The organism is Pseudomonas sp. AC463, from assembly GCF_979253585.1.
In genome coordinates this window covers 1-492 of the sequence record NZ_CEEDDZ010000098.1, presented here as the reverse complement: position 1 = coordinate 492, position 492 = coordinate 1, and the positions used below count along the sequence as shown (strand labels likewise).

Annotated in this window: 1 protein-coding gene; it reads right to left on the bottom strand. The window is 58.3% G+C overall.

Annotated features, from left to right (window positions below):
• Positions 1-291: transposase (locus AC0IYH_RS29265; RefSeq protein WP_471837521.1), on the bottom strand; the 291-nt coding region annotated here is incomplete at its 3' end.
• Between the last annotated feature and the right edge of the window lie 201 nt (positions 292-492).

Sequence of the window (492 nt, the reverse complement as noted above, 5' to 3'; positions counted from 1 at the left end):
CAGGTAGGTCGCATCGATCATCACCGTCTTCGGCTCGGCGTCCGCCGCGGCCAGTCCCTCCATCATCCGGGTGAACACGCCTCGCTCACCCCAGCGCTTCCACCGATTGTAGAGCGTCTTGTGAGGTCCGTAGACGCTGGGGGCATCTCGCCAGCGCAACCCGTTGCGGTTGACGAAAACGATGCCGCTCAACACCCGTCGGTCATCCACCCGAGGCCTGCCATGGCTCTTCGGGAAAAACGGACGCAGCCGCTCGATCTGCTCGTCCGTCAGCCAAAACAGGTCGCTCATTCCAGTCTCCTCTCAGAGCCTGAATCAGATCGCGCCTCTCACATCAATGGGTCCTGACCCTAACCTAATCGCCTAGCCACGACTTGACCTCCCGTCAGTGACATGGCTTGCGTTACGATATGCAAACTATGTTAGCGCCTGGTTTCCAACACGAGGAATTTGTTGGAAACTTGTCCACGGGACAATAGTCCGGCATCGTAA